This window comes from Myxococcus sp. CA056, assembly GCF_013336715.1.
In the GTDB taxonomy this organism is placed as follows: Bacteria; Myxococcota; Myxococcia; order Myxococcales; family Myxococcaceae; genus Myxococcus; species Myxococcus llanfairpwllgwyngyllgogerychwyrndrobwllllantysiliogogogochensis.
Window position 1 is genome coordinate 340,436 of record NZ_JABUMT010000007.1, and the last position, 25,621, is coordinate 366,056.

At 69.6% G+C, this 25,621-nt stretch carries 20 protein-coding genes; 5 read left to right on the plus strand and 15 right to left on the minus strand.

Going from position 1 to position 25,621, the window contains the following annotated elements; translation table 11 throughout:
- Positions 1–11: 11 nt before the first annotated feature.
- Positions 12–1,859 carry a sensor histidine kinase gene (locus HUA76_RS27815; RefSeq protein ID WP_174462545.1) on the minus strand — a complete coding sequence of 616 codons (1,848 nt, stop codon included), beginning with the start codon at positions 1,857–1,859 and terminating at the stop codon, positions 12–14.
- A complete protein-coding gene (locus tag HUA76_RS27820; protein WP_141648755.1) occupies positions 1,856–5,182 on the minus strand; it encodes a response regulator in 3,327 nt (1,108 codons plus the stop codon). Before HUA76_RS27820 ends, HUA76_RS27815 begins: the two co-directional genes overlap by 4 nt.
- 198 nt (positions 5,183–5,380) lie before the next feature.
- Between HUA76_RS27820 and lexA the strand changes: the two genes are divergently transcribed.
- On the plus strand, positions 5,381–6,046 hold the full coding sequence (gene lexA, locus HUA76_RS27825) for a transcriptional repressor LexA (protein ID WP_141648756.1): 666 nt from the start codon (positions 5,381–5,383) through the stop codon (positions 6,044–6,046).
- A gap of 34 nt (positions 6,047–6,080) precedes the next feature.
- Here lexA and HUA76_RS27830 read toward each other — a convergent pair whose 3' ends face one another.
- From HUA76_RS27830 to surE, 4 genes are all read right to left on the minus strand, one after another.
- Positions 6,081–7,217, minus strand: coding sequence for a lipopolysaccharide assembly protein LapB (locus HUA76_RS27830; protein WP_174455605.1), 1,137 nt, complete (start codon positions 7,215–7,217; stop codon positions 6,081–6,083).
- Between the two features lie 15 nt (positions 7,218–7,232).
- Positions 7,233–8,324, minus strand: a complete 1,092-nt coding sequence (locus tag HUA76_RS27835) for a hypothetical protein (protein WP_174455606.1) — start codon at positions 8,322–8,324, stop codon at positions 7,233–7,235.
- A 130-nt stretch (positions 8,325–8,454) separates the two neighbouring features.
- A complete protein-coding gene (locus tag HUA76_RS27840; RefSeq protein ID WP_174455607.1) occupies positions 8,455–9,408 on the minus strand; it encodes a peptidoglycan DD-metalloendopeptidase family protein in 954 nt (317 codons plus the stop codon).
- Between the two features lie 2 nt (positions 9,409–9,410).
- Positions 9,411–10,193, minus strand: a complete 783-nt coding sequence (gene surE, locus HUA76_RS27845; protein ID WP_141648760.1) for a 5'/3'-nucleotidase SurE — start codon at positions 10,191–10,193, stop codon at positions 9,411–9,413.
- A 79-nt stretch (positions 10,194–10,272) separates the two neighbouring features.
- On the opposite strand from surE, the gene HUA76_RS27850 reads away from it, so the two are divergent.
- Complete coding sequence (locus HUA76_RS27850) at positions 10,273–11,343, plus strand: ADP-ribosylglycohydrolase family protein (protein WP_174462546.1); 1,071 nt, start codon at positions 10,273–10,275, stop codon at positions 11,341–11,343.
- Positions 11,344–11,456: 113 nt separating this feature from the next.
- On the opposite strand, the gene HUA76_RS27855 is transcribed toward HUA76_RS27850, so the two are convergent.
- The 4 genes from HUA76_RS27855 to HUA76_RS27870 all read right to left on the minus strand — a co-directional run bounded on the left by HUA76_RS27855 (position 11,457) and on the right by HUA76_RS27870 (position 13,869).
- Positions 11,457–11,633, minus strand: coding sequence for a hypothetical protein (locus HUA76_RS27855; protein WP_174455609.1), 177 nt, complete (start codon positions 11,631–11,633; stop codon positions 11,457–11,459).
- 384 nt (positions 11,634–12,017) lie between these two features.
- Positions 12,018–12,443 (minus strand): type II toxin-antitoxin system RatA family toxin, encoded by a 426-nt coding sequence (locus tag HUA76_RS27860; protein WP_141645765.1) that lies wholly within the window; start codon positions 12,441–12,443, stop codon positions 12,018–12,020.
- Between the two features lie 33 nt (positions 12,444–12,476).
- Positions 12,477–13,445 carry a class II fructose-bisphosphatase gene (gene glpX / locus HUA76_RS27865; RefSeq protein ID WP_141645764.1) on the minus strand — a complete coding sequence of 323 codons (969 nt, stop codon included), beginning with the start codon at positions 13,443–13,445 and terminating at the stop codon, positions 12,477–12,479.
- Positions 13,446–13,458: 13 nt separating this feature from the next.
- Entirely contained in the window at positions 13,459–13,869 is a 411-nt protein-coding gene (locus HUA76_RS27870; RefSeq protein WP_141645763.1) for a thioesterase family protein, read from the minus strand.
- A 100-nt stretch (positions 13,870–13,969) separates the two neighbouring features.
- Between HUA76_RS27870 and HUA76_RS27875 the strand changes: the two genes are divergently transcribed.
- Positions 13,970–15,586 carry an alkaline phosphatase family protein gene (locus HUA76_RS27875; protein ID WP_174462547.1) on the plus strand — a complete coding sequence of 539 codons (1,617 nt, stop codon included), beginning with the start codon at positions 13,970–13,972 and terminating at the stop codon, positions 15,584–15,586.
- Between the two features lie 57 nt (positions 15,587–15,643).
- On the opposite strand, the gene HUA76_RS27880 is transcribed toward HUA76_RS27875, so the two are convergent.
- Positions 15,644–16,405: an alpha/beta fold hydrolase gene (locus tag HUA76_RS27880; protein ID WP_174462548.1), complete on the minus strand. Its 762-nt coding sequence runs from the start codon at positions 16,403–16,405 to the stop codon at positions 15,644–15,646.
- A 104-nt stretch (positions 16,406–16,509) separates the two neighbouring features.
- Between HUA76_RS27880 and HUA76_RS27885 the strand changes: the two genes are divergently transcribed.
- On the plus strand, positions 16,510–17,211 hold the full coding sequence (locus HUA76_RS27885) for a YafY family protein (protein WP_254614518.1): 702 nt from the start codon (positions 16,510–16,512) through the stop codon (positions 17,209–17,211).
- 7 nt (positions 17,212–17,218) lie between these two features.
- Here HUA76_RS27885 and nadC read toward each other — a convergent pair whose 3' ends face one another.
- From nadC to HUA76_RS27905, 4 genes are all read right to left on the minus strand, one after another.
- Positions 17,219–18,100, minus strand: a complete 882-nt coding sequence (gene nadC, locus HUA76_RS27890; protein WP_174462550.1) for a carboxylating nicotinate-nucleotide diphosphorylase — start codon at positions 18,098–18,100, stop codon at positions 17,219–17,221.
- 11 nt (positions 18,101–18,111) lie between these two features.
- A complete protein-coding gene (locus HUA76_RS27895; RefSeq protein WP_174462551.1) occupies positions 18,112–21,897 on the minus strand; it encodes a valine--tRNA ligase in 3,786 nt (1,261 codons plus the stop codon).
- A gap of 67 nt (positions 21,898–21,964) precedes the next feature.
- The gene (locus HUA76_RS27900) at positions 21,965–23,257 is read right to left on the minus strand and encodes a PleD family two-component system response regulator (RefSeq protein WP_174462552.1); all 1,293 of its coding nucleotides are present in this window, start codon (positions 23,255–23,257) and stop codon (positions 21,965–21,967) included.
- A 117-nt stretch (positions 23,258–23,374) separates the two neighbouring features.
- Positions 23,375–24,190, minus strand: coding sequence for a chemotaxis protein CheW (locus tag HUA76_RS27905; protein WP_141645757.1), 816 nt, complete (start codon positions 24,188–24,190; stop codon positions 23,375–23,377).
- 50 nt (positions 24,191–24,240) lie between these two features.
- Here HUA76_RS27905 and HUA76_RS27910 point away from each other — a divergent pair, with 50 nt between their 5' ends.
- Positions 24,241–25,620, plus strand: coding sequence for a diguanylate cyclase (locus HUA76_RS27910; protein WP_141645769.1), 1,380 nt, complete (start codon positions 24,241–24,243; stop codon positions 25,618–25,620).
- The last annotated feature ends 1 nt before the right edge of the window (position 25,621 follow it).

Sequence of the window (25,621 nt, forward strand, 5' to 3'; positions counted from 1 at the left end):
GAGTGGGATGCTCAGGCCCTCGGCAGCTCGACGGTGAAGCAGGCCCCCTGCCCTACTTCCGAGCGGACGGAGAGCGTTCCACCTGACTCCGTCACGACGCGCCAGGCCACGCTCAAGCCCAACCCCACGTTGGACCACACGTCCTTGGTGGTGAAGAACGGCTCGAAGATGCGAGGACGGATGTCGGGGGAGATGCCCTTGCCGGTGTCCTCCACCTCCAGGAACGTCCGGCCGTCGCGCTGGCCCGTGCGCAGGGTGAGCCGCCGCGTGGGGGACTTCAGCATCGCCGTGCGCGCGTTGGACAGGAGCGCGAGGATGACCTGGGACAGGTGCCCGGGGTCGGCGCGAACACGGCTCAGACCCGGTGACAACTGAGTGGCAAGTGTTACGCCGTCACTGAGAATCTGATGTTCGGTGAGGCTGAGGGCATCGCGCACCACGGCGTTGAGGTCCACCGGGCGCAGGTCGGCGCGCTCGCGCTGCTGGGAGAAGCGCAGGAGGTTCTGGGTGATTTCCTTGCAGCGCTTGGCGCTGTGCTCGATTTTGCGCAGCGTCTCCAAATCAGGGTCCGAGGTGCCTCGGTCCAGCATGAGCAACTGCACGTTGCCGAGGATGCCGGCCAGCGGGTTGTTGATTTCGTGCGCCACGCCCGCGCCGAGCTGTCCCACCGCCGCCAGCTTCTGGGCCTCGAGCAGTTGGGCCTGCGCGCCTCGCAAATCGTGGGTGGCCTCGTCCACGCGCATGCGCAATTCGTCATTCCAGCGCAGCATCCTGGCGCGGGCCGACTCCAGCTCCTCGCCCATGCGGTTGAAGGTGTTCGCCAGCTCGCTCAACTCGTCCTGGCCTTCCACCTTGACGCGCCGGCTCAGCTCGCCGCGCCCGTAGGCCTCCGCGCCCTGGACCACCTCTTCCAGCCTGCGGTTGAGCCGCCGCGTGAAGAGCGCGCCCAGCCCCAGGAGGACGAAGAACGCCCCGCCGATGGAGGCCAGCACCGTGCGCCGCATGGCGTGCACCGGGGCCAGGGCCGTGGCCTCGTCCAACTCCACCACCACATCGAAGCGCAGGCCGCGGGACACCCGCGCCACGCTCACGCGCCGGGGCGGCCCCTCCACGCGGAAGCTGCGCACCAGATCCGGCTCCGGGGCTGTCTGCGTCAACAGATGCGCGGCCAGCTCCGGGGCCAGCGTGCTCATGCGTCGCGCGGGCTCGGAGCTCGCGAGGATTCGCCGGTCCTCGTCCACCAGGTCCACGCGCCCGAGGGCGCCCTCGGGACGGCGGAGCAGCGCGGCCTCCAGCGGCTCGAAGACCACCTCCGCCAGCGCGAAGGGGGCATCCTCGCCATCCGCCAGCTTCACCGCCACGGCCACCGCCGCGTGCCCGCTCTCCGCGTGGACATAGGCGCCGCCGAGCGCGGCCTGTCCCTTGCCGCCCCCGCGGAGCTGCTGCACGGGCACGGACTGGACCATCCGCGTCAGCCCCTCTGCCTGGAAGCCGGGGTGCCCCTCCACGCCCTGCGTCCGGAACACGGGCGCGCCCAGCGGGCGGCCGTGGGCGTCGAGCTTCAACACCGCGCTCACCGCCGGGGACTGGCCGTAGAGCAGGCGCAGCCCTCCCACCGTCTCCGCCTCCGTGGCGGACTGCCAGTCGATGAGCTCGGCGGAGCGTGCCAGCGCGTCCACCACCTCCATCAACGTGGCGCCCACGGCCTCGGCCGCGGCGGAAGCCCGCGTGCGTTGCTCCGCGTCGATGCGAGCAGCGAGCTCCGCCTCGGCGCGTGAGAGCAACAGGAAGCCGACCGCGGCGAGCGGCAGCACCGTTGCCGCGAGCATGAACAGGACCAGCTGCTGGTAGAGCCTCACCCGGCGACGGAGCGTACCACCTGCTCGCGGTCACTGCGCAGATAGACGGAGCCCAGGATGGCCTTGGCGCGCTTCTTCATGTCCGCCGCGCGCCGGGCAAGCTCCGCGTGGTCCTGGGTGCCGTCCGTCATCACCGCGACGATGGACACGCTCATGATGGGGAAGCGCCGGCGCTCTCCGAAGCGGTCTTCCGCCTCGATGTGGCCCCGCTCACGGTCCTGCCGGTCGTAGTAGAGCGGGATGATGCGGTCGAAAGTTTCGATTGCCGTCTGACAGACGCGGTCGACCGACTCCGGCGCGGCGATGAAGACGAAGTCGTCCCCGGCCACGTGTCCCAGGAAGTCTCCGGGCAGTCCTTCCTGCGCGAAGATTTCGCGCATCAGGTCGCCCGTCTGGCGCACGACGCCATCGGCCTTCGCGAAGCCGTAGTAGTCGTTGTAGGCCTTGAGGTTGTCCAGGTCCAGGTAGCAGAACGCGAACGGCCGCCGAGCCACGAGCCGCCGCTGCACCTCGCGTTCGATGGCGGTGGAGCCCGGAAGCTGCGTCGTCGGAGAGGCCGACAGCTCCTGCTCCTTGCGGCGCAGCACGCTCTCCACCCGGGCGCCCAGCTCCAGCGCGTCGAACGGCTTGGTGAGGTAGTCGTCGCCGCCCAGCTTGAGGGCGCGCACCTTCGAGGACGTCTCCGCGCGAGCGGAGATGAAGATGACGGAGATGTGGCCACTGGCGCGCTCGGCCTTGATCTCCTCCAGGAAGAGGAAGCCATCGCCGTCCGGCAGCGTCACGTCCAGCAGGATGACATCCGGCCGGCGCTCGCGCAGGGAGCGGCGCCCCTCTTCCAGCGAGCCCGCCACCACCACGTCGAAGCCGATGTTCTCCAGCACCTCGCGGCAGATGGTGGCGATCTTCACGTCGTCGTCCACCACCAGCACGCGTCCGTGGGCCGTGCCCGCGCGGCCACGCACCAGCGAGTCCACCGTGGCCAGCAGCTTGTCCGGCATCAGCGGGCGCACCAGGAAGGCATCGGCCCCGGCGCGGAAGGCGCGCTGGCGCTCGTCGAAGGCGGACGAGAGGAGCAGCGGCGCGCGCCGCGTCTCGGGGTCATGCCGGAGAATCTCCGCCAGCCGCAGCCCGTCCACGTCCGGCAGCCGCACGGACACCAGCACCATGTCCGGGTGGTGGAGCCGAGCGCTCGCCAGGCCTTCTTCCGCGTTGAACGCCAGCCGCACGTCGTAGCCGCGCGCGGACATCAGCGCCTTGGCGATGTAGCCGACCTCCGGCTCGCCCTCGATGACCAGCACGCGGCCCCGGCTCTCGCGTCGTCGGGGGCCCGGTGCCTCGCCCGCGTCGTCGGACTGGCGCAGCTCCGGCGGCGGCTCGGTGGGCAGCACCGCCATGAAGCGCACGCCGTCCGCGCACGGCTCGCACCAGATGCGGCCGCCGTGGGCCTCCACGATGTTGCGGCAGATGGCCAGGCCCAGGCCCGTGCCGCGCACGGTGCGGTTGGCCTTGGTGCGCGCCTGCTCGAAGCGGTCGAAGATGCGCTCCAGGCTGTCCTCGGCGATGGGGTCGCCGCTGTTCCAGCAGGAGAGCACCACGTAGCCGGGCAGGCTGGACGTGGCGTGCAGCTCCACGCGCACCTCGCCGCCCTCCGGCGTGAACTTCACCGCGTTGTTGAGCAGGTTGTTGAGGACCTGGTTGAGCCGGTTCGGGTCGGCGACGACGCGCAGCGGATGGCGCGGCAGTCCCGGCGTCACCTGCACGCGCTTCTCGCCGAAGGCCGGGCCGTACTTCTCCACCACCCGCTGGACGAGCTCGTCCAGGTAGGCGACCTCGAAGTTCATCCGCAGCCGGCCCTTGGCGAACTTCGACAGGTCCAGCAGGTCGTCGACGATGGTGTTGAGCTTCTCGGTCGAGTCCCGCGCCAGCGACAGGTAGCGGCGCTGCCGCTCGTTGATGTCCCCGGCCATGAAGTTGAGCACCAGGTCCAGCGCGCCGGAGATGGACGTGAGCGGCGTGCGCAGCTCGTGGCTCACCATGGAGACGAACTCGTCCTTGCGCTCCTCCAACCTCTTCTGGTCGGTGATGTCGCGCAGCACCACGCACACGCCGCGCAGCGTGCCGCGCGCATCGCTCACCGGCGTGGTGGTGGTCTGCACGTGCCGGTCGAAGAGCTTCACCTCCTCGCGCAGCACCTGCGTGCCGCTGTACTCCCAGCCACGCACCAGGTGGAAGGGCTGGAAGCCCAGCCGCTCCTCCATCATCCGGCTGGTGTGCTCGGTCGGATCATCCCCCACGCGCAAGAGCCTGCGCGCCGCCGGGTTCATCACGACGATGTCGTTCTTCTCGTCGGTGAGCACCACGCCGTCGGCCATGGACTCCACCATCCGCTCCATGCGGTGGCGGGCCTCTTCCTCCGCCGAGCGCAGGGACTGGATGGCGTCCGCCGTCTGGTTGGCGAGCACGTCCAACAGCACGCCGTCGTCCTCGGTGAAGGCGTCCGCGCGCTGGCTGAACAGCGACAGCATGCCCACCGGACGCCCACCCGCGACCAGATTCACCGTGAGCTGGCTGGGGTAGACAGCAGGCGCCGCCGCGTCCTGCGTCGTCGTCCCCGCCACGCGGGTGATGACCCGGTCCTCCGGCAACAGCAGGCCGCTGCTCTTGCGGTACGCGCCGAGCATCGACTCCTTCACGCCCAACAGCGCCTGCTCGCCCACGGTGCCATGGCAGCGCAGCCGCAGCGTCGCGCTGCGCGACTCGTCCGGGGCGATGAGCGCCGCGCCGCAGTCGTACGGCAGCACGCGCGCCACGGCGATGAGCACGCGGTCGATGATGTTGTCGTAGCTGGCCGGATCATTCGCGCTGGCCCGGCTCACCTCGTACAGCACGAACAGCGCTTCCACGCGCTGGTGGAGCTGGCGGATGAGCCGCTCCTTGTCCCGCCGCAGCTGCGTGTACTCCACCGCGTTCTTCACGGTGATGAGCAGGTCGTTCACGTCCCAGGGCTTGGTGATGTACCGGTACACCTGCCCCTTGTTGATGGCCGCGATGAGGTCATCAGGGTCGGTGAAGCCCGTCAGCAGAAGCGTGGTGACGTCGAACCCCTCCGCGCGGGCTGTCGCGGCCAGCTCGATGCCCGTCATCTCCGGCATCCGTTGGTCCGTGACGAGCACGTCCACCGACTCGCGACGTAGGACTTCCAACGCGGCCTGACCGCTCAAGGCCGTGAGGACGCGATACCGGCGCTGGAACATCCGCGAAAGGATGTCCAGGACGTCGGCCTCATCGTCGACGAAGAGCAGCGTGTGGCGGAGCTCGGACAAAGCGGGCGGAATTGTACGTCGAGATCGTCGTCTGCCCTCAAGAACTGAGAATGCCGAAAAGTTCGACACGCACTGAGGGTGCGCCGTGGGACACTGAACGGATTGACTCTACACGTATGTTCAGGGAAAGTGGACACTGAAAGCCTGTTGCCTGGGGACCTGCCCCAAGGGAATCAGGCCGGCCGAGCGAGGGAGCGCATGGAAGAGCTGACGGACCGCCAGCGCGAGATTCTCAGCTTCATCGTGAAGGAGTCGGAGACTCGCGGATTCCCGCCCACCATCCGGGAGATTGGCGAGCACATGGATATCCGCTCCACCAACGGGGTGAATGACCACCTGAAGGCGTTGGAGCGAAAGGGCTACCTGAACCGGGGTGAGCAGCAGAGCCGCTCCCTGGTGCCCACCAAGCGAGCACGGTTGCTGCTGGGCCTGGGCGCCAAGCGCGACGCGGGCATGGTGGAGGTCCCCCTGCTGGGCAAGGTGGCGGCCGGCGCGCCCCTGCTCGCGCAGGAGCACATGGAGGACTCGGTCAAGATCGACAGCTTCCTCCTGGGCGGCGTGAATGGCCGGGAGGTCTTCGCCCTGCGGGTGAAGGGACAGTCGATGATCGACGACGGCATCCACGACGGCGACTACCTCTTCGTGAAGAAGACGCCGGCGGCCAATCCGGGCGACATCGTCGTGGCGCTCATCGAGGACGAGGCCACGGTGAAGCGCTACTACCCGGAAGGCGAGCGCATCCGCTTCCAGCCGGCGAACGCCACCATGCAGCCCATCTACGTGAGCCGCACGGAGTTCCGCTCGACGATGATTCTGGGCCTGGTGGTGGGCGTCTACCGGAAGATGCAGGGCGGGCGCGCGTAGCGTCGTCGCGGGCCCTCCGCCCCTGGGCGCACGCTCAGGGGCACTTCTTCACGCGAGGGTCCGCGGCCAGCGCGCGGGTGCACGCGGCCTTCTCCAGCACGACATCCTTCAGCTCCCGGGCGAGCCGCGCCGTGGAGAGCTGGAGGTCGGCGTCCTTCACCAGGTCGTGCTCGGCGCTGAGGCTCGCGAGGATGCGCAGCGCATCCGGCTTGCGCTCCATGGTGACGAGCAGGTCGGCCAGCTCCCGCAGCTCGCGCACGTCGTTGCCCTGCACGGACTCGAGCGCCGCGGCGAGTTCCTGCTCCGCGCCCTGCTTGCTCTTCATCGCGAGCTGGATTCGGGCCAGTGCCACGTGGACGATGGCGCGGTCCTTCACGCGCAGGGATTCCTTGTACGCATCGATGGCCTCCCCCGGCTTGTCGAGCTGCAGCTGGATGGTGCCCACCAGCTCCCACAGCGTGGGGTCCCTGGGGGACTTGCTGGCGGCTTCCTTGTAGGCGGCGGCGGCCTCGGGAAGCTTGCCCGCGCGCACCAGGGCGTCTCCCAGCGCGGTGAGCACCGCCGCCGTGCGGATGCCCTCGTTGGCGGCCTTCTGCACGAGCGCGAGCACCTCCTGCTGGCGGCCGACCTGGATGAGCACCTCGGTGGTGCGGAGGACGAGTTCGGACTTCACCGAGCCCGAGGCGGCGTTGGCGGCCAGGATGAAGTGGCGGATGGCCTCGTCCTGCTCGCCCTTCTTGAGGTGGATTTCTCCCAACTGCTCCAGCGCGTTGAAGTCGTTGGGGTACAGCGCCACGGCCTTGCGCAGCGAGCTGAGGGCCTCATCGGGGCGGCCCAACTGGGCCTGGACGAAGCCCAGGCGGCTCCAGTTGGTGGAGCGCTTGGGGTCCTGCTTGAGGGCGGCCTCGAACTCGGTGGCGGCCTCGGCGAGCTTGCCCATGGAGAGGAAGACCTCGCCGCGAGCCGCAGGCAACCGGGGGTCGGTGGGCGCAAGCTTGCGCATCTCCTCGAAGGACGCGAGCGAGGCCTCGAAATGGCCCTGGAGATACTCGGCGGTGCCCTTGATGTAGAGGCCCTCCGCGTGGTCCTTGGGCGTCACCGTGGGACTGTCGTCACAGGCGGCGGTGGCGAGCAGGGCAATCAGGGACAGGGAACGCAGGCGCGAGAACATGGGGGGCTCCGAATCCTAGAAGTGGTACGCGATGCCCAGGTTGAGGTCCAGATTGAGGCCATCGCCGAGCTTGGACTCCGCGAGTCCGAGCACGGCCTGGGCCACATTCGTACCGGCCTCCAGTTGGACGCCGACGTGTCCGGCGATGAGGTACTCCAACCCGAGGAAGCCGACGACGGTGGGCAGCGGCCCGGTGGACTGGAAGATGCCGAAGTCGCCGAAGGACAGCTGCACGCCCAGGCCGAAACCCCAATAGGGGCGCAGTGACTTCTCCACGTTGTGGTAGTGGCGCGCGCCGACGACGCTGGGCAGGACGTTGAGGCCACCCTCGGCGCCCGCTGTGTCGGAGCGCAGATAGGAGAAGCCCACCTGGACGAAGCCGAGCCACTCCGGGTGGAACCAGTAGCCCACCTCCAGGTCGGCGCCTGGATTGAAGTTGGCCAGCTTGTCGACGAAGTTGTTGTTGATGCGCAGGCCCAGCGAGAGACCACCGCCGCCGACCATGGGAGCCCCGCCGATGAGCGGCCGCGCGCCTTGAGTCACACCGGGAGCCACCAGTTCGGCGACCAGCGCGTCGGCGATGGCGTAGACGGTGGGGAACAGGGTGTCCGCCTCGGGCGACTCCGCGCGCGGCTTGGACAGGCTCTCCTCGCGCTCGGTGTCGAGGAGATTGGCGGAGAGCAGGTAGGAATCGCCGAAGCGGTCCACGCGGCCGATGACGACGAACCGGGCCCCGGTGAGCGTGGAGAGGTCCTTGAGGCAGGCGCCCCGTTCGCACGAGGTCTTGAGGTCCGCGAGCTGCCGGCGCTGGGCGTCATCGAGCGACGCTTCGACGTCACGCTGGGAGACGACCCACAGGCGCGGAGCCTCGGCCAGCCGCCCGGTGATGAGCGAGGTGACGCCCGTCGCGGAGTCCCGGGCGGAGGCGTTGGCCTCGAACGCGAGCACCGCGACGCGAAGGGGCGCCTCCTCCTTCGACGAAGGCGCCGTCGGCCCGGCGGCCGCGGCTTCGGAGTCAGGCCCGCTCGACGGGGAGAACACCTGGGCCCGTGCGGTCGGAGCGAGAAGGACGAGGAGGAGGGCGAGCTGTGCGAAGGGGTGCGGCACGGCGCGGCACTCTACCCTTCCCTGGCCCGGTCCCAGAGGGGGCCTCGGGCCGTGGCGCCTGAATTCGCGGGGTGCGCCCTCCGAATCCAGGTCCACGGGCGAGGAAGGAGGCGAGCCCCCGTCCCGAGGCTCAGGTGGACGGCATCGGCCCCAGGTAGTCGAGCGGGTCCACCGGCTTTCCGTCCAGGCGCAGCTCGAAGTGCAGGTGCGGGCCGGACGTCTTGCCGGACTCGCCCACGGTGGCGATGACCTGCTCCCGGCGCACCTTCTGCCCGGTGCGCACGCGCAGGTCGCGGTTGTGCGCGTAGAGGGTGATGAGCCGGTTGGCGTGCTCGACGATGACGATGTTGCCGTAGCCACGCTGCTCGCCCGCGTAGAGCACCGTGCCTTCCTGCGCCGTCTTCACCGGTGTGCCCGCGGGCGCGGCCAGATCGATGCCGTCATGGGGCTCGCGCCCCTTCTTCCCGAAGCGCCCATACAGGACGCCCCTCAGGGGCCAGTCAATCATCCCCTGGGTGGCCAGCCGGGGCCGCCCGGCGCCAGGACGCGACGCGGGCCGACGTGGTGGCTCCTCGCGACGCGCCACCACCTGCCGGGGCGCCGCACCGGTGGACGTCCGCACGGGCTCCGGGTCCGCTTCCGCGGCGAGCGTGTCCGACGACTCCACCGGCACGCTGCGCTCCACGCCCGGAATCGTCAGCTCCTGCCCCACCGCCAGCGCGCGAACGTCCTTGATGCCGTTGGCGGAGGACAGCTCGTCCACCGTAAGGCCGTAGGTCTTGGCGATGCGGTACATCGTCTCGCCCGGCGCGACGCGGTGCCGCACGGACACCAGCTCCGGCTCCGGGTGCGCGGCGCGCAAGGCGAACGGCAACGCCCCATTGCGCGGCGGCGGCGCGGGCTCCGGGGAAGCAGCGGCGGGCGCCCCACGCGTCTCACCGGACGGGGCTGGCGCGTCCGAGTCCACCAGCGTGAGCTCCGTCCCGGGAGAGGCGGCTCGGGGGCCCACACAACCCGCGACGAGCGCGGACACGAGGAGAACCAGGAGCGCCCTGCCCGCTCGGATGGGGGTGCCCGGCCTCAACGCTAGGCACCATCCGGCTCGTGTCGGACGAAGTCCGGGACGCTCCAGCCCCCCAGGTCCTCGAGCTGACCATGGTCCGTCAGGTCCAGGTGCAGCGGCGTCACCGACACCCGCTTGGACAGGTGCACGGCGTTGCAGTCACTGCCTGGAATGTCCTCGTGCTGATAGTCGCTGCCGCCAATCCAGTAGTACTTCCGGCCGCGAGGGTCTTCCTTCTCCACGACGCTGTAGCCGTACGAGTGCCGGCCCAGACGCGTGACGGTGTAGCCCTCCGGCTCCACGCCGCCGGGGATGTTCACGTTGAGCAGCATCCGCCTGGGCAGCGGTCGCGACAGCGCGGCCGTCACCAGCGAGCGGGCGAACCGCGCCGCGGGAGCGAAGTCGAACGAGCCTCGCGCCACGAGGCTGAAGGCGATGGCGGGAATCCCGAGCAGGGCCCCTTCCATCGCCGCCGCGACCGTCCCCGAGTAGGTGACGTCTTCGGCCAGATTCGAACCGTGGTTGATGCCGGACACCATGAGCGTGGGGCGATCATCCTTCAGGAGATGGACGATGGCCAGATAAGCGCAGTCTGTGGGTGTCCCGTCGACGGCGAACCACCGCTCCCGGACCTCCTTGATGCGCAGGGGCCGGTGCAGGGAGATGGCGTGGGACGCGGCGCTCTGCTCGCGGTCCGGCGCCACCACCCAGACCTCTCCCAGGGGACTCACCGCCTCCACCAGTGCCTGAAGTCCTTCGGAGAAATAGCCGTCGTCGTTGGACACGAGGATGCGCGGTTTCCGCATAGCCGCGCGGTTGTAGAGGAGCCCCCGAGCATGGGCAAGCACGCTCACCGGCGCCGCTGTTACAGTGTCCACCCGCCGAATGCCGCCGCCGCCCCGTCGCCGCAATGCCCCCCAGGGGCCCGACCCCCTCCTCGCCCAGCGACGCAGGGGTGCCCTGCTCGGACTCGCCGTGGGCAACGCCCTCGCCGTGCCCACCGCGCACCGTCCGCTGCAGGCCGCGCCCTTCCCCTCTATGGCGGATGGGCCCTACGACAGATTGATGGGTGGAGGCCCTCATCAGCTGCGCAAGGGTCAGGTGACGGAGGAGGTCCACCTGGCCTGTTGCCTGGGGCACAGCCTGCGCGACTTCAAGCGCTATGACGCCGCGGACGCGCTGCGCCGCTACCGGGCCTGGCAGCCTCACGCCTTCGACGTCAGCGAGGCCATGAAGGAAGTGCTGGAGGATTGTCAGGCCGGCCTGCCGCCCCTGGGCTCGGGCAAGCGCGTCTGGCTGCGCGGCCACCGCAAGGCCGTGGGCGCTGGCAGCCTCGCGCGCATCGCCCCGCTGGGTGTGTACCTGGCGAGCGACCCGAAGGCCCGCACCCAGGCCACGCTGGAGGACTCCGCGCTCACCCACTTCGACCCGCGCTGCCAGCTGGCGTGCGCCGCCTTCACCGCCGCCATCGCCAAGGCCGTGACATCCGGCGCCGACCTGAAGGCCGAGGACCTCCTCACCGCAGCGGAGTCCGGAATCCTGCTGGCTGGCGCGGCGCTGGGGCGCTCCGCCCCCGACTACGTCCAGGAGGTCTCCTTCGCCTCCAGCCTGCTGCGCGAGGACCTGGCGCGCGCCCGCGACGACGACCCCCGGCTGTACGGTCCGGACCTGCACGTGCACCGCGCCCAGCACGCCATCCACGTCGCCTTCCGACTGGCCTTCTGGGAGCTGCTCCATGCGCCCACGGCCCAGGCCGCCCTCGTCGACGTCATCCACCGGGGCGGAGACACCGAGGTCCACGGCGCGGTGACGGGCGCGCTGGTGGGCGCCTTCCACGGCGAGGAGGCGCTGCCCGCCGAATGGCGCAAGCAGGTGCTGGAGGCGCTCGGCACGGTGAAGGGCCCGCTCTGGGACGTCTACCACCCGCGGCATCTGCTGAGCCTGGTCCCCGCCTGACGTCGCCCGTGCGGGGCGCTGGATACACGAAGCCCGCGGGGGACGGTCCTCAGGGGGACGCCCGCCGCGGGCTCGTTGCCACGCCAATGCGGCCTGGGGGCCGCGACTGTCACTCACGCCAGCAGGTCGATGACCACCACGCCCCGCTGGGGCTTCTCTTCGTCGGTTTCAGTCCTACGACGCGGGCGGTCGTCGGGCATGGGCAGCGGCAGCTCCACCACGGGCCTGTCGTGCTCCTCCCGGCGGCGCTCCCTGCGCTTGATTTCTTCGATGATGAAGGCGTCGAGCATGGGTTTCCGTCTCCCCTCAGCCTACGTACCCCGATGTACGCCCGCCGTCCCGCCCAGAAATCACTGCCACCACTCTCAGATGCAAATTAAGAACCCCGGTTCCGCACTGGGTACACTGCCGCCATCTCGCACGGTTGCTCGTCCGCCATCCGACATCCGAGCCAGGGGAACCGTGGCGTAGATGTCATGGAGACCCGAAACTTCCGGTCGGGATGGTGTTGATTCTAATGCCCTCGCGACGGCCCGCAAGCGGACCCACTCCCCGGCACACCTCCGGCGTTCGGGGCGGCGGGCACCCGGCGGAAGGGCCTGCCCGCCTGTCTACTCCCAGGCGGGCGGGTCAGCGAGGAACATGGGGTCTAGAGCGACCCCTGTCTGCCACGTTCAGGGCGCCTCGGCGCGGCGCTTGAACGCCTCCAGCATCTTCGGCAGCGACGTGTCGACCAGGGCGTTGACGACGGCCTTGGGCACCAGCAGGCCCAGCGCCATCTCCACGTTGTAGGTCGCGCGCGTCTTGCCCTCGCCTTCGGGCTCCAGCACCCAGCTGCCCTTGTTGTCCTTCATGACCTCGCCCTCGATGAAGGTCCAGGACATGCGGCGCGGGCGCTCCTCCACCACGCGGATGGAGTAACGGACCGTCTTCATCACGTCGACCTTGTAGTGGACGTCGACGGTGTTGTCCTTCCGGTTCGCGGTGCGGGTCTCCTTCACCTCGGACAGGAACTCCGGGTAGCGCTCATACTGGGTGATGACGTCGAACACCTTTTCGATGGGGGCGTTGATGACGATGGTCCGCGAGGCGCCAGGCATGGTGTCGGTCTCCGAAAGCGTCGAGGGGACGGCCTAGAAGGCAGCGTAGCCCGGCTTCTTGTCGAACTTGTGCAGGGACTGGATGAAGCGCACGGTGCTCGTCTTGCTGCGCATGACCACCGAGTGCGTCTCGCAGCCGCCGCCGAAGAAGCGCACGCCCTTGAGGAAGTCGCCGCTGGTGACGCCGGTGGCGGCGAACATCACCTCGCCCCGGGCCAGCTCCTCGGCGGCATAGATTTTCGCCATGTCGGTGATGCCCATCTTCTTGGCGCGCTCGATTTCGCCCGGGTTGCGGGGCACCAGCCGGCCCTGCATGTCGCCGCCGGTGGCGCGGATGGCCGCCGCGGCGATGACGCCCTCGGGCGCTCCACCGGTGCCCATCAGCACGTCCACGCCCGTGCCCTCGAAACACGTGGCGATGGCGCCCGCCACGTCACCGTCCTCGATGAGCCGGATGCGAGCACCCGCTGCGCGGATCTCCTTGATGAGGTCCTGGTGCCGCTCACGGTCCAGGACGACGACGGTGAGGTCCTCCACGTAGACCTTCATCTTCTCCGCGACGGCGCGCAGGTTCTCCGTGGCGCTCTTGCGCAGGTCGATGGCGCCCCGGGCGCGCGGGCCCACGGCCAGCTTCTCCATGTACGTGTCCGGCGCGTTGAGCAGCCCGCCCTTGCTGGCCATGGCCACCACGGTGATGGAGCCCGGACGGCCGTAGGCGCACAGGTTGGTGCCCTCCAGCGGATCCAACGCGATGTCCACGGCGGGGTCACCCTCGCCGCGTCGGCCCACCTTCTCGCCGATGTAGAGCATGGGCGCCTCGTCGCGCTCGCCCTCGCCAATGACGATGGTGCCGTCGATCTGCAGCGCGTCGAAGGCGCGGCGCATGGCGTCCACGGCGGCCTGATCCGACTCGTTCTTGTCGCCGCGTCCCATCAGTCGGGCGGAGGCGATGGCCGCCATCTCGGTGACGCGCACGACCTCCATTGCAAGGTTGCGATCCATCGTCTGTGCTCCTTCAGGTTCCTGCGTTCGGATGTTCCAGCAGCCGGGCCACGGACTCCGGCAACCGCGTGGGCTTGCCGTCGCGCCCCACGCACGCGTGCAGGGTACGACCGGTGCACAGCAACGTGCGCGGCTCGCCCTCGCGGAAAAGCTCGTAGGTGAACACGACCGAGGCCCGGCGCAACTCGCTCACCATCGCGCGGATGATGAGCACGTCGTCGTAGCGCGCGGGGGACTTGTACGCGCAGCTCGCCTCCGCCACCGGCAGCATCAACCCGGAGCTCTCCATCTCCCGGTAGCTGCCTCCGCGCGCGCGGAAGTACTCGCTCCGGGCGAACTCGAAGTAGCGGAAATAGTTCGCGTAATAGACGACACCCATTTGATCGGTGTCACCGTAGATGACGCGCAGTCGGGCCTCGACCATGAGGGCGCGGACCGTAGCAGGGGCTGACTGCCGCCGTCCAAGACGCCGAAGCGCTTGTCGGTTGCATCTTCCCCGTCGGGCAGTGCAGCTTCTTGGACGTATGATTCGCGCCCTCGTCCTGACCGCCCTGCTGGGTTCGCTGCCCGCCGCCGCGCGTCCTCCCCGACTCACCCTGCTCATCACCGTGGACGCGCTCGGCAGCGACGTCTTGTTGCGCAACCGGCCTCGGCTCCAGGGCGCGTTGGGTCAACTGCTCGACAGTGGCGCCTACTTCCCGTACGCGCGTTATGCCTACGCGAAGTGCCGCACCGCGCCGGGCCACACCACGCTGGCCACGGGCACCAACCCCTGGCGTCACGGCATCGTGGACAACCGGTGGGTGGACCGCTCCACGGGGAAGCTCGTCTATTCGTTCGTGGACCCGGCGCATCCGGTGCTGGAGGCGACGCTCAAGCCGGGCCAGGACGCCAGTCCCGCGAACCTCATGGCGGAGACGCTCGCGGACCGGCTGCGGATGGCCACGCAGGAGCGAGGCAAGGCGGTGGCGGTGTCGCTCAAGTCGCGCTCGGCCATCGCCCTGGCGGGCCGGCTGGGACAGGCCTGGTGGTTCGACGACGGCGTGGGGAAGTTCGTGACCGGCACCTGGTACACGAAGGAGTTCCCCGAGTGGGTGAAGCAGCTCAACGCGCGGAAGATTCCGGAGTCTTCCTTCGGCAAGACGTGGGACTTGATGCGTCCGCGCGCCGAGTACATCGGCGAGGATGACCGGAGCTACGAGGCGGACTCCTATGGCCTGGGCCGCACCTTCCCCCATCCACTCACCGGCGGACTGAAGGAGCCGGGGCTCAACTTCTACAAGGCGTTCGGCGTCTCGCCGGACTCGCACATGCTGCTCGTGGAGGCGGCAAAGGCGGCCATCGTCGGAGAGGCGCTGGGGAAGGACGCGGTGCCGGACCTGCTCGCGGTGAGCTTCAGCGGGACGGACAACGTGTTCCATGAGTACGGCCCGTACTCGTGGGAGATGCAGGACACGATGCTGCGGCTGGACAAGGCGCTCGGGGACCTCATCTCCGCGGCCGAGCGTGCGGCCGGTGGACGCGCCAACCTGACCATCGCGCTGGTGGCGGACCATGGTGGAGCGACGGCGCCCGAGCAGTGGGCAGCCGCGGGACTTCCCGCGCAGCGGATGAACCCCAAGACTATCAGCGAGGGCATCTCCGCGATGGTGAAGGAGCGCTTCGGCCCGGATGTCACGGTGATGATGGAGGAACTGGACGTGTACCTCGGCGGCCCCGCGCTGACGTCGGGCAAGGTGGATGGCGCGCAGGTGCGGCGCGCGGTGGCGGACTGGTTGCTGAAGCAGCCCCATGTCGTCGCGGCGGTGACGCGTGAAGAGCTCTTCTCCGCGCCGGACCCCGCGGGCTACCTGGCGCCCCTGCGCAAGGGCTACTACCCGGAGCGCAGCGGCGACGTGGTGTATCTGCTGCGGCCCTTCCAGGTCGTCTACTTCGACCCGGAGGGAAGCACGCACGGCTCGCCGTATTCATACGACTCCCAGGTGCCCGTGGTGTTCGCGGGCAAGGGCATCAAGCCAGGGATGTACATGACGGAGATCGACCCGGTGGACGTGGCGCCCACGCTCGCGGCGCTGCTCGAGATGGGGATGCCCGCGTCCACGGAGGGCAAGCCTCGCGCGGAGATTCTCACGGGGAAGTGAGCGGGATTCGAGGCATGGGACCTCCCGCGTGAGGTCCCCGCCGACGGGACGAGCAACTCAGCGCACCGATGCGAGAAACCCGTCGAGCACTCTGTTCACCCAGGCCGGTGCATCGAGCTGCACCCAGTGCCCGGTGACGGGCTCCACCTTCTTGAACGGCAGCTCGGGCACCCGAATCTGGTACGCATCGGGACCCTCGTTGTGCGCCGTCACGACGGACAGCTTGGGCCCCGGATAGCGACGCAGCGCGGAGACCGGGTCGAACGTCAGGAGCGAACCCAGTCCCGACCGGACCGCCATCTGAGCGGTGGCACGCAGTCCTCCGAGCACCTGCTCCCGGACCTCGGGCCGCGAGGGGGCGAGCATCGGCGCCCAGTACTCCTCGACGACTTGAAGCCACGCCTCGGTGCCCAGCACCGCCATCAGCCCCTGCGCCTGCTCTTCTGGAATCAGTCGTCCATCGGAAGCAGGGTCGAGCAGCAGCAACCCCGCCACGCGCGACGGATGCGCCGCGGCGTAGGCCGTGCAGACCGCTCCGCCCAGGCTGTGCCCCACGAGCACGAACCGCTCCAGCTTCAAGCCATCCACCACCGCCGCCACGTCCGCCGCGAAGTTCTCGACGGAAATCGCTCCCTCGGTGGGGACCTCGGACTGGCCATGGCCTCGCAGGTCCAGCGCCAGCGCCCGACGCGTCTCGCGCAGATGCGAGAGCTGGGCCGCCCAGTGCTTCGTGCTCCCAGCGCTGGAGTGGACGAACACCACCGGAAGCCCACCCACACCACCGTCATCCACGTACAGCGTCCCAGCCGGGCCCTTCATGACGACCTCCTCGATTCAGGGGCGCGTCCAACCGCGCCATGAATCCTTGAGTACGGCCCATCCCTGTCAGAATCTGTCAGCAAATGGCACGCGTCAGCCGAGTCATGCGTCTGGTCGACTTTCTCCGGGGCCGGGAGGCCACCACCGTCGCGGAGATTTCCGCCGCACTGGGGGTGAGTCCGCGCACCATCCACAGGGACCTCGCCACCCTGCGGGAGCAGGGCCTGCCCATCGCCAGTGACACCGGGCCGGGAGGCGGCGTTCGCTTGGAGCGAGACAGGGGTGTCACCGCCGTCCACCTCGGCGTCGAGGAGGTCGTCGCGCTATGGCTGGCCGCGAGCCTATCGTCGACGGGGAGCGCGTTGCCGTGGGGGAGCGCGGCGCGCTCGGGGCTCGACAAGCTCTTCGCCAGCGTGCCGAGGGAGCGCTCCCGGAGCATGCGCGAGCTCTGCCAACGCGTGGTGGTGGGCCGCCCCGCGACAGCCCGCGTTCTCGCGGACCTGGGAGAGCCTCCCGAGGAGCTGCTCGCCATCTTCGAGCAGGCGTTCCGCGAGCAGGTGTGCCTCGCCTTCGACTACGAGGACCGCCACGGGAAGAAGAGCCGCCGCTGTGTGGAGCCACACGGGCTGCTCGTCGAGTCCCCGGTCTGGTACGTGCTGGCGCGCGACGTGGAGAAGTCAGCGGCGCGCATGTTCCGGATGGACCGCGTCCACCGGCCCAGGCTGGTGCCCGAGCGCCGCTTCACGCCTGACATGGAGGGGCTCAAGGCCCAGGCCCTCGCTCAGCGGAGCAAGGGCCCGGAGTGAGCGGGGCTCAGCCCTGCGAAGGGGCGGCGCGCGGACGGCGCGTCTTCTTCGCGGCGGTGATTTCCAACGACAGGTCCATGGCCCGCGCCGAGTGTGTCAGCGCCCCCATGGAAACGAAGTCCACGCCCATCTTCGCCAGGCGCGGCAGCCGGTCCAGGGTGACGCCACCGGATACCTCGAGCGGTACACGCCCGGCCGCCAGCTTCACGGCCTCGCGAATCTGCGCGTCGTCCATGTTGTCGAGCATCACCACATCGGCGCCGTGCTCGAGTGCCTCGGCGAGCTGCTTGAGGTTGGTGACCTCAATCTCGATTTTGCACAGGCGAGGACCGTTCACCTTGGCGAGCCGGAGCGCCTCGGAGATGGAACCACCGACGGCCGCGATGTGGTTGTCCTTGATGAGCACGCCATCGAAGAGACCGAAGCGGTGGTTGGTGGCGCCGCCCATGCGGACGGCGTCCTTGGCCAGCACGCGCATGCCAGGGGGCGTCTTGCGCGTGTCCAGCACCTGCATCTTCGAGCCCCGCACCGACGTCATCGCCTGCTGAGCCAGGGTGGCGATGCCGGCGGCGCGCTGGACGAGGTTGAGCGCGGTTCGCTCGGCGGCGAGCAGCGAGCGCAGCCGCCCGTGACACCGAGCGGCCACGACCTTGGGTTTGATCTCCTGGCTGTCCTGGCGGAGCAGCTCCACCTCGACGTCCGGGTCGACCTTGTGGAAGACGCGCGTGAAGGCCTCCAGCCCCGCGAGCACCAACTGCTCTTTGGCGACCAGCTCGGCACTGCCCTCCGCGTCAGGCGGAATGAGGGCCTGCGAGGTGACGTCTCCCGCCGCCCCCAGGTCTTCGTCAAGGGCGAGGTCGATGAGCCGATCGAGGTAATCCTGCTGCACGTCTCCTCCTGCTACCGCCGGGCCTTGGCCCGTGCCGAGGGCTTCGCCCGGGTGACCTTCTTGGCCGCCGCCTTCTTCGCGGAGGACTTCTTCGCGGGAGCTCTTCCGCCCGCCTTCTTGGCCGCCGCCTTCTTCACGGGAGCCTTCTTCGCCGCGCTCTTCTTCGAGGAAGCCCTGCCCGCGGACTTCTTCGCCGCGCCCTTCTTCGCCGAAGCCTTGCCACCCGCGGCCTTCTTCACCGCGCCCTTCTTCGCCGAAGCCTTGCCACCCGCGGCCTTCTTCACCGCAGCGGCCTTCTTCGAGGAGGCCTTACCACCCGCCGCCTTCGCGGCAGCCCCCTTCTTCGCGGGAGCCTTGGTGCTCGCGGCCTTCGCGGAGTGCTTCTTCACCGAAGCCTCGGTGCTCGCGGCCTTCGCCGGGGCCTTCTTCTCCGGAGCCTTCTTGGCGGGAGCCTGGGTGCTCGCGGCCTTCTTCGCGGGTGCCTTCGCCGGGGCGGGCGTCGCCACGGTCAGCTTCTCGCTGGAAGCCTTCGGGGCCTTCACTCCCGCCGGCTTCGCGGGAGCCTCGCTGGCCTCGGAGGCGGCAACAGCCTGGGGCTTCGCCTTCTTGCCACCCGTGCGCGCGGGCGTGGACGCCGCGCCCTTGGACGGAGCCTCGCGGGAGTCGCCGCCCTCCTTCGCCTTGCCGAACTCGCGCATCGCGTCGTCCACGAGCCCCATGCTCATGTACGCGACGCCCAGGTCATGGTGGTCCGTGGGAGACAGGCCTTCCTTCGTCCCCTCGCGCAGCTTCGCCAGCGCGTCCTGCACCTGGGGGTCCTCCTCGGGCACACGGCCCTCGTCCCCCATCTCACCCTTCAGTTCCTGGCCCAGGTCCACGCCGCCCTTGTCTTCCTTCGACGGGGCGACCTTCACCTGGGCTGGCTGGGAGGGGGAGGCACTCTCCTGGGTGGACGTGCTGCTGCTCTCGGTCGGCAGATTCTCAGGCATGGACGGCTCCGGGGCGATCCGCTGCAGGTGATCTTCGAGCTTGGCCTTGCGCTCCTTCAACTCCTGCACGCGAGCGCGGTCCTTCTCCACCACGTCGGGCGGCGCCTTGGCCACGAAGTTGGGATTCTCCAACTTGCGCAGGATGCTGGCCGCCTCCTGCTCCGAGCGGGCCATCTCCTTGCGCAGCCGGTCCCGCTCCGCGTCCAGGTCGACGAGCCCCGCCAACGGCACGTAGATCTCCAGATTCGTCGCCATGAAGGCCGCCGCCTGGGGAGGCTTCGGGCCCGGAGGACCCACCTGCACGTCTGACAGGCCCGCCAGGGGCAACAGGTAGCCGCGCCAGCGCTCCAGCAGCTCGCGCGTGCGAGCGTCCGCGCTCTGCACCACCGCCTTCACCTTGGTGGCCGGAGACAGGTTGCTCTCGCCTCGGATGGTGCGCAGTCCCTCGATGGCCGCGATGACCGGCGCCATCTCCGACTCGGCCGCCTCGTCCACCAGCGCCGTGTCCGGCGTCGGGTACGGGGCAATCATGATGCTCTCCGTCGGCCGGGTCATCGGCAGCTTCTGCCAGATCTCCTCGGTGATGAAGGGCATGAACGGGTGGATCAGCCGCAGCACGCGATCCAACGCGTAGACGAGCACCGCGCGCGTGGTGTCCTTCGCCGCCGGGTCCTCGCCATAGAGCGAGCCCTTGGCCAGCTCGATGTACCAGTCGCAGAGCTCCGCCCAGAGGAACTGGTACAGCGTGGAGGCAGCCTCCGCGAAGCCGTAGACCTCCAGCGACGCGCTGGCCTCCGTCGTCGCGCGCTGCAGCCGCGAGAGAATCCACCGGTCCGCCAGCGTGAGCGGCAGCTCCTTCGGCGAGCGGCCGTCGTACTGGTACCCACCCATGTTCATCAGGGCGAAGCGGCTGGCGTTCCACAGCTTGTTGCAGAACGCCTTGTAGCCGGCGAGCCGGTCCATCGACAGCTTGATGTCGCGGCCCTGCTGGGTGAGCGAGGCGAGCGTGAAGCGCAGCGCATCCGCGCCAAACGCGGGCATGCCCTGCGGGAACTTGTTCTTCAGCGTCGCGTTGAGCTGCTCGGGCTTGGCGCCGAGGATGACGTCCAAGGGGTCGATGACGTTCCCCTTGACCTTCGACATCTTCTCGCCCTTCTCGTCGCGCACCATCGCGTGCAGGTAGACGGTGCGGAAGGGCACGTCGCCCATGAAGTGCAGGCCCATCATCATCATCCGGGCGACCCAGAAGAAGATGATGTCGTGGCCCGTCTCCATGACGGACGTCGGGTAGAAGGTCTTCAGCTCCGCGGTGTCGCGAGGCCAGCCCAGCGTGGAGAACGGCCAGAGCGCGGACGAGAACCAGGTGTCCAGCACGTCCGAGTCCTGGATGAAGCTCTTGCCGCCACACTTGGGGCAGGACTCCGGCATCGTGCGCGCGACGATGGGCTCCGCGCGAGCGAAGTCCACGCCGCCCACCTTCACCGTCGGGGCGTCCAGCGGCAGGTCCGTGTCGTCACCCTGCCGGGGGCTGCACGACGTGCAGTAGTACGCGGGAATCTGGTGGCCCCACCACAGCTGGCGGCTGACGCACCAGTCGTGGATGTTGCGCATCCAGTGGAAGTACGTGTTCGTCCACGCCTCGGGGACGAACTTCGTGCGGCCCTGCTCCACCGCCTCAATCGCGGGACGCGCCAGCGGCTCGATCTTGATGAACCACTGCGGCGACAGGCGCGGCTCCACCACGGTGGTGCAACGCTGACAGGCGCCGATGGACAGCTTGTGCGGCTCTTCCTTCTCGAGCAGCCCCTGCTCCAGCAGGTCCGCGAGCACCGCCTTGCGCGCCTCGAAGCGGTCCATGCCGGCGTACTTGCCGGTGTCCTTCGTCATCCGCGCCGCTTCGTCCAGGATGGACACCATCGGCAGCTTGTGACGCAGGCCCGTCTGGTAGTCGTTGAAGTCGTGCGCGGGCGTCACCTTCACCACGCCGGTGCCGAACTTCGGGTCCACCAGCTCCGCGTCCGCGACGATGGGAATCTCGCGCCCCGTCAGCGGCAGGACGACGAGCTGGCCGGCCAGCCCCACGTAGCGCTCGTCCTCGGGGTGGATGGCCACCGCCGTGTCGCCCAGCATCGTCTCCGGGCGCGTCGTCGCCACGGTGAGCGTGCGGTCGCTGCCCTTGATGGGATAGCGGATGTGCCAGATGGAGCCGTTCTTCTCCTCGTGCTCGACCTCCAGGTCGCTCAGCGCCGTGCGACACGAGGGACACCAGTTGATGAGCTTCTGGGCCCGGTACATCAGGCCCTCTTCGTACAGCCGGACGAAGACCTCGCGGACCGCGGCGGACGACGGCTCGTCCATGGTGAAGCGCTCGCGGCTCCAGTCCAGCGACGCCCCCAGGAAGCGGTGCTGTTCGCCGATGCGGGCGCCGTACTTGCCCTTCCACTCCCAGACGCGCTTGAGGAACGCCTCGCGACCGATGTCGTGACGGCTCTTGCCCTCGGTCTTCTTCAGCTCCTTCTCCACCACCATCTGCGTGGCGATGCCGGCGTGGTCCGTGCCTGGGAGCCAGAGCGCGTTGAAGCCGCTCATCCGCTTCCAGCGCGTGAGGATGTCCTGGATGGTCGCGGTCAGCGCGTGACCGATGTGCAGGCTGCCCGTGACGTTGGGCGGGGGCAGGACGATGGAGAAGGCGGGCTTGTCGGACGTCGCCGCGGCGCGGAAGTAGTCGCGCTCGAGCCAGAAGGCATAGAGGCGAGCCTCGACCTCGGTGGGCTCGTAGGCCTTGGACAGTTCGGTCGTATCGGTCATTGAAGACGGCCAGCCCCCCTGAGGGGGCCGGCGGGGAAGTCAGGAGGTTTGCGGCGAGAAACTCGCCTCAGTGCTGCGTCTCTCGGTCCTTGATCAGCCGCTCGAGCTCCTGGCGGATGATCGTCTCCGCGAGCTGCGGTACGACCTCCCAGGCAATCTTCTCGATGACCTCACGGGAAGCCTTGGACAGCGCCTCGCGCAGCAGGGCCTCGCCCCCATCCGCCGCGGGACGGGCGACCGGAGGCCCCCGCTGCGCCGGAGCGGCCGGAGCCACGGGCCCACCCATGTCGAGCGAGATCTCCTCCGCGCCGCTCGTGTCGGGCAGCGAGTCCTCGATGCTGATGGCGGGCTGCGCGGCCACGGGAGCCGGAGCGGCGGGAGCGCCCAGCCCGAACGGATCCCTCGCGCGGGCCGCAGGCTGCGGCGCGCCCCCCTGGATGGGAGGAAGCGGCGTGGCGCCCGGAGGACGCGGCAGCCCCCCCGGCATCCCCGGAGCCGGAGCGCCAGGACGGGCCACCATGCCCGGAGCCCCAGGGCCCGGCGGCATGCCCGGACGCGGAGGCATGCCCGGCGCGGGAGCACCCGGCGGAGGCGGCACACCCGGACGCGCGACGGCGCCCGGCGGCATGCCCGGCCCAGGAGGACGCGCACCCGGTCCCGGCGGCATTCCAGGCCCAGGAGGACGCGCACCCGGCCCCGGCGGCATTCCAGGCCCGGGAGGACGCGCACCCGGCCCCGGCGGCATGCCAGGACCCGGAGGACGCTGCGCCATGCCCGGCCCCGGCGGCATGCCAGGACCCGGAGGGCGCGGCGCCATGCCAGGCCCCGGCGGCATGCCCGGCCCGGGAGGACGCGCACCCGGCCCGGGCGGCATGCCAGGACGGGCACCCACGGGCGCCGCGACGGGCGCGGGCTGCGGCGCCACCGGAGCGGCGGGCGTGGCGGAAGGACGAATCACCTGCGTGGCGATGGAGGCCGGCAGCGTGTTGGACTTCTGGCCGACCAGCGCCTTCACCTTGTCGAGCAGAATCTGGCTCTCGAAGGGCTTGGTGACGTGGTCGTCCGCGCGGGCGGCGCGGGCCCGGTTCTCGTCGAAGGCCTCGAAGGTGCCCGCCAGCAGCATCACCGGGATGCCCTGGGTGGTGGGGTCGTTCTTCAGCGCCTCGCAGACCTCGTAGCCGCTCTTGCCCGGCATCGTCACATCGGCGAGGACGACGTCCGGGCGCGTCTCGCGCGCGCGCGCGATGGCATCCAGCCCGTTGTCGACCACGGTCACCTGAAAGTCCTCGGTCGCGAAGATCATGCCGATCACCTTGCGGATGGTGAGCGAGTCATCGGCGACCAGCAGATTCTTGGGCATCGTTATCGGGCCTCGGGGGCGTCGACCCCCCTGAATTCGTTGAGAAATCCGGCCGAGAAAACCTTCTTCACGGCACGGTATCAAGCCCGGCAGCTTACGGTTTGCGCTCCGGGACGATCAAGAAAACATGCGCTGCAGGTCAAGGAACAGCACTGGCTCCGGCAATCCAGGGACGCGGAAGCTTCCCGCGGTGTCGTCCGGCTCGAAGCGCTGCAAGACACCCAGCACTCGCGTGGCCGTCAGCCCTACGTTACGCCCCGCCAGTTCCGCCAGGAGAAAGAATGGCTCTGGCGCGGGGGGAGCCCCCAGCAAAGCGGGAACCGAACAGATGGGCCACAGGACCTGGGCATGCGGAAAGATACCGGCCACCGGTCCGCTCTGCACGGGCAGGACGCTGAAGGACTCGCCCCGCTCCACCACCTGGGACACGAAGGCCAGGGGAACGCCGAACAGGCGCCCCTGTGACTCGAAGACGAGCGCCCGCTCGGGCACGGACTCGGCCCAGTGCACGGGGCGCGGGGGAGCAGGCGTGGCCCGAGGCCCCACCCGGTGCGGCAGCGCCTCCGCGATGAGCTCCAGGTACAGCCGCTCCTTGTGGAGCACCGCGCCCCGGCTCAGCGGCGCCAGCGAGTCCGCGAGGCCCGAAGGCAACAGGAAGAACGGCGCGCGCGCGACATCCGCGACCTCCACCACCGAGCGGACCCGCACCGCGAGCGTGGGACTCACGTCGAGCACCACCACCATGCCCACGTCCGGCTCCGGCGCGCCGCCGAGCAGCGCCGCCAGATCCTTCACCTCGAGCACGCCTCGCAGGTTGCTTCCATGGGAGCCAGGCATCGCCACTTCCATGACGGATGTGGCTTCCACGGCATAACGGGTCTCCCCGGCTTCGACGAGCAAGCAGAGTCGGCGACCGCTTTCGAAGGGCGACACGGGAGCGACCCTAGCAGCGTTCCGATGGATGGTGCTAAGCCATGCGGGAGATGGCGCGCATCCTCCTCGTCGACGACGAAAAGATCGCCCGCACCCTCTACGGCGACTACCTCACGGCCGTGGGGCACACCGTCACGGCGGTGGCCACGCTCCACGAGGCCCGACAGGCGCTCGCCGCGGACCGCTTCGACGCGGTGGTGACGGACCTCATCCTCCCCGGTGGCGACGGCATGGAGGTCCTCCGGCACGTGCGGGAGCGACACCCGGGCGTGGAGGTCGTCGTCATCACCGGACTCGACAAGGTGGACCCCGCCGTGCGCGCCATCAAGAGCGGCGCCGCGGAGTACCTGGTCAAGCCCGTGGCACCAGAAGCCCTGCAGCACGCCGTGCGCCGCGCGCTCACCACCCGCGACCTGATGCGGGAGAACGCCTCCCTGCGCCGACATGTCGCGCTGCTGGAGGCCGGGCAGCGCCTGGCCACGACGCTGGACCGGGAGAAGCTGGCCACCGCCACCACCGGCGCGCTCGAGTCCATGGGCTCCGCCAACGCCATCGTCCTGCTGGAGCGCGACGCCGCGGTGGGCCTGCGCACGCAGGGCACGCGCGGGCTGCCCACCGGCGCCGAGGAGACGGTGGTCGCCTGGCTGCGCGAGCAGCTCCTGGAAGCGCGCTCCCCTCGCGAACTCGAGGTGCCGGACGTCCCCTTCCAGCGAGTCCTCACCTTCCCCGCCGTCGAGGGCGACGCGGTGCTGGGGCACGCGGTGCTCTTCTACGCGGACGCCCGCGACAGCGAGGGCAGCGCCTCCGAGGCCGCCAGCTACCTGGTGCGCAACTGGGCGCTGGCGCTGCGCAACCTGGGTCGCTTCGCGGCCGTCGAGGACCTGGCGTACATCGACGACCTGACGCGCCTGTTCAACACGCGCTACCTGCACCTGATGTTGGACCGGGAGTTCCAGGACGCGCCCCAGACGCACCGCCCCTTCAGCCTGCTGTTCCTGGACCTGGACCACTTCAAGTCCATCAACGACAACCACGGCCACCTCGTCGGCTCGAAGCTGCTCGTGGAGACGGCGCGCGTGGTGAAGGGCTGCGTGAGAGACCATGACGTCGTGGCGCGCTATGGCGGCGACGAGTACGTGGTGATGCTGCGCAACACCGACTCGGGCGGGGCCCTCAAGGTCGCCGAGCGCATCCGCCGCACCATGGAGACCCATCGGTTCCTGGCGCGCGAGGGGCTGTCGCTCAAGCTCACCACCTGCATCGGCGTGGCGAGCTTCCCCGAGCACACGCGAGACAAGGCCACGCTGCTGGATTTGTCGGACCGGGCCATGTACCGCGGCAAGCGCGGCACCCGGAACGTCGTCTACATGGCCGCGCAGGACCTGGAAGCCCCCCCAGCCGAACGTCGCCAGGGAAGCACCGGCACCTAGC

Bases quoted from the DNA above. Each gene is read 5' to 3' on its own strand.
- HUA76_RS27900 (WP_174462552.1), bottom strand. From the start codon at position 23,257: ATGCCCAAGAATCTGCTGGTCGCCGATGACTCGCTCACCATCCGCAAG.
- HUA76_RS27885 (WP_254614518.1), top strand. From the start codon at position 16,510: ATGCGTCTGGTCGACTTTCTCCGGGGCCGGGAGGCCACCACCGTCGCG.
- HUA76_RS27870 (WP_141645763.1), bottom strand. From the start codon at position 13,869: ATGGTCGAGGCCCGACTGCGCGTCATCTACGGTGACACCGATCAAATG.
- HUA76_RS27850 (WP_174462546.1), top strand. From the start codon at position 10,273: ATGCCGCCGCCGCCCCGTCGCCGCAATGCCCCCCAGGGGCCCGACCCC.
- HUA76_RS27830 (WP_174455605.1), bottom strand. From the start codon at position 7,217: ATGTTCTCGCGCCTGCGTTCCCTGTCCCTGATTGCCCTGCTCGCCACC.
- surE (WP_141648760.1), bottom strand. From the start codon at position 10,193: ATGCGGAAACCGCGCATCCTCGTGTCCAACGACGACGGCTATTTCTCC.
- HUA76_RS27860 (WP_141645765.1), bottom strand. From the start codon at position 12,443: ATGCCTGGCGCCTCGCGGACCATCGTCATCAACGCCCCCATCGAAAAG.
- HUA76_RS27895 (WP_174462551.1), bottom strand. From the start codon at position 21,897: ATGACCGATACGACCGAACTGTCCAAGGCCTACGAGCCCACCGAGGTC.
- glpX (WP_141645764.1), bottom strand. From the start codon at position 13,445: ATGGATCGCAACCTTGCAATGGAGGTCGTGCGCGTCACCGAGATGGCG.
- HUA76_RS27910 (WP_141645769.1), top strand. From the start codon at position 24,241: ATGGCGCGCATCCTCCTCGTCGACGACGAAAAGATCGCCCGCACCCTC.
- HUA76_RS27855 (WP_174455609.1), bottom strand. From the start codon at position 11,633: ATGCTCGACGCCTTCATCATCGAAGAAATCAAGCGCAGGGAGCGCCGC.
- HUA76_RS27880 (WP_174462548.1), bottom strand. From the start codon at position 16,405: ATGAAGGGCCCGGCTGGGACGCTGTACGTGGATGACGGTGGTGTGGGT.
- HUA76_RS27875 (WP_174462547.1), top strand. From the start codon at position 13,970: ATGATTCGCGCCCTCGTCCTGACCGCCCTGCTGGGTTCGCTGCCCGCC.
- lexA (WP_141648756.1), top strand. From the start codon at position 5,381: ATGGAAGAGCTGACGGACCGCCAGCGCGAGATTCTCAGCTTCATCGTG.